Source organism: Bacillus sp. AP50, from assembly GCF_040492675.1.
Taxonomy (GTDB): domain Bacteria; phylum Bacillota; class Bacilli; order Bacillales; family Bacillaceae_G; genus Bacillus_A; species Bacillus_A cereus.
This window is the reverse complement of sequence record NZ_JBEUTW010000626.1, coordinates 1-2,196: the sequence shown is the minus strand read 5'-3', so window position 1 is coordinate 2,196 and position 2,196 is coordinate 1. Positions and strand designations below refer to the sequence as shown.

Genomic DNA, 2,196 nt, shown 5'->3' with positions numbered 1-2,196 from the left:
GATTTCATGTAAACTTATTAATAAGGTTTTTATTTAACTAAATGAAATAAAAGGAGCTGTCAATGTTGTCTCAAAATCGAGAGCAATTAATGGAAGAACTATCGACAAATGTGTTTGCTATGTTTCGCACGTTGCGTAATGATATCGGAAAAATATTCGGTGGTTACATACCGTGGAATGAATTCATCGTCCTAAGAATATTAAATCGTACGAATAAAGAAATGTCATATTACAGCTGTTACAGAAAAATTAATTAATAAAGGTTTTGTAACTCGTTCACGTTCTACATCAGATCGCCGAGTTGTGTATTTAGAGATTACAGAACAAGGGAAAGATTTAGTTGCGAAAATGGAAGATGCGAAAAAACAATATTTACAAGAAAGATTCTCTGCACTTTCAGAAGATGAAATGAATGTAATGATTTCAATTTCCAAAAAACTTATTTAAGTGATTATAAACAAGAAAACGCTTACGTGATAAAATAGAAGATCTTCCTTATAGATGGGAGATCTTCTTTCGTGTGTAATAGATGTTAATAAATAAAATGTGTATGAAAAAAGATAGAGCGCCATACTACTAATACAAGGAAGGAGGGAGAAATATGACGAATCGTAACGGTAGTAAAGGGAGCGGTAATCAAGGATCACCAAAGTCCGGCCAGTTTAATCAGGAATTTAGCACTGAATTTGAAACTGGTAATGATAATAAAGGGAAAGAATATCGTTCTAAAAAAGGGAGTAAATCAAAAAAGGAGTGAATTAATTCACTCCTTTTTTGATTTACGATGCTGCCGATTGATCCGTATTATATTTTTCTTCTGATTTTGCGACAATCATTGCGCAAATTGCATCGCCAGAAATGTTTACAGCTGTTCTAGACATATCTAGAATACGGTCAATACCGATAATTAAAGCGATACCTTCTACTGGTAGATTTACTTGATTTAAAACCATTGTAAGCATTACAAGTCCAACACCAGGTACACCAGCAGTACCGATACTAGCTAGTACAGCAGTTAATACGACCATAGCTAATTGCGGTAATGTAAGTTCAACTCCGTATACTTGAGCGATAAATACAGTGGCTACTCCTTGCATAATGGCAGTACCATCCATATTAATAGTTGCCCCTAGTGGTTGTACAAATGAGCTTATCGCTTTTGGAACGCCAAGCTTATCTTGTGCTGTTTTCATTGCAAATGGAAGCGATGCATTAGAGCTAGATGTACTAAATCCAATTGCCATTACTGGCCCGAAATGTTTAAAGAAACGAACAATACTTTCTTTTGCTAATATCTTTAATAAGCCACCATATACAAAGACCCCGTGAATAATGAGTACTAACATAACGACAATCATATACTTGAACATCGCAGCGACGCCTGGAAGCCCCATTTTACCAACGGATGAAGCGAGCAAACCGAATGTTCCAATTGGGGCTAATTTCATAACGAGATTAACAAGATACATCATTAATTCGTTGCCCTGTTCAAGTAATGAATGGATACCTTGAACTCGTTTTCCTAAAATAGCTATACCGAGTCCAATCAATACGGCAAAGGCAATGATTTGTAACATGTTTCCGTCAGCCATCGCTTTTGCTGGGTTATCTGGTACGATATTTAGCAATGTGTCAACGAAAGATGTTTCAGTTTTTGCACCTTCATACTTAAGACCTTCTGTTTTAAAATTACCGCCAGCTCCTGGTTTTATAATAAGTGCAAATGTAACCGCTATAGAGATGGCAACCGCAGTTGTTACGAGAAAGAATGAAATTGATTTTAAACCGATTCTTCCAAGTTGTTTCGGATCTCCAAGGCCGGCAGCACCAAGTACGATAGAAATGAACACAACAGGAACAACTAGCATTTTAATAAGTCGAATAAACAATTGACCAATTGGGTTGAACACATATTGATTTAGTGGCTCAAAGATAGATGGAGCAGCTAAATTTAGAGTGAGTCCAACAACTAGACCTAGAAATAATGCGATTAAGATTGCTTTTGTTTGTTTCAATAAAATCCCCCCTTTTGTTTTTGTGAAATTTCTTTCTAAAGTAATTATACCGAAAAAATCCCTAATTTAACAATATTTTCTGAATTTTTTGGTTTTTAGGTGTAGATAGACTGATTTTGTGTTTGGAAAATAAAATAGACCATCACATAGGATGGTCTAGGGAAGGGGACAATTTATGTCA

The 2,196-nt window shown here is 35.5% G+C and carries 2 protein-coding genes and 1 pseudogene; 2 read left to right on the top strand and 1 reads right to left on the bottom strand.

What is annotated here, in order from left to right; all coding sequences use genetic code 11:
* Positions 1 to 65: 65 nt before the first annotated feature.
* Together ABWK52_RS27555 and ABWK52_RS27550 are read left to right on the top strand one after the other, a co-directional pair.
* A pseudogene (locus ABWK52_RS27555) lies at positions 66 to 447 on the top strand (MarR family winged helix-turn-helix transcriptional regulator).
* Positions 448 to 601: 154 nt separating this feature from the next.
* Complete coding sequence (locus ABWK52_RS27550) at positions 602 to 757, top strand: hypothetical protein (protein ID WP_000184928.1); 156 nt, start codon at positions 602 to 604, stop codon at positions 755 to 757.
* Between the two features lie 22 nt (positions 758 to 779).
* On the opposite strand, the gene ABWK52_RS27545 is transcribed toward ABWK52_RS27550, so the two are convergent.
* Complete coding sequence (locus ABWK52_RS27545) at positions 780 to 2,015, bottom strand: dicarboxylate/amino acid:cation symporter (protein ID WP_000814810.1); 1,236 nt, start codon at positions 2,013 to 2,015, stop codon at positions 780 to 782.
* Positions 2,016 to 2,196 lie beyond the last annotated feature (181 nt).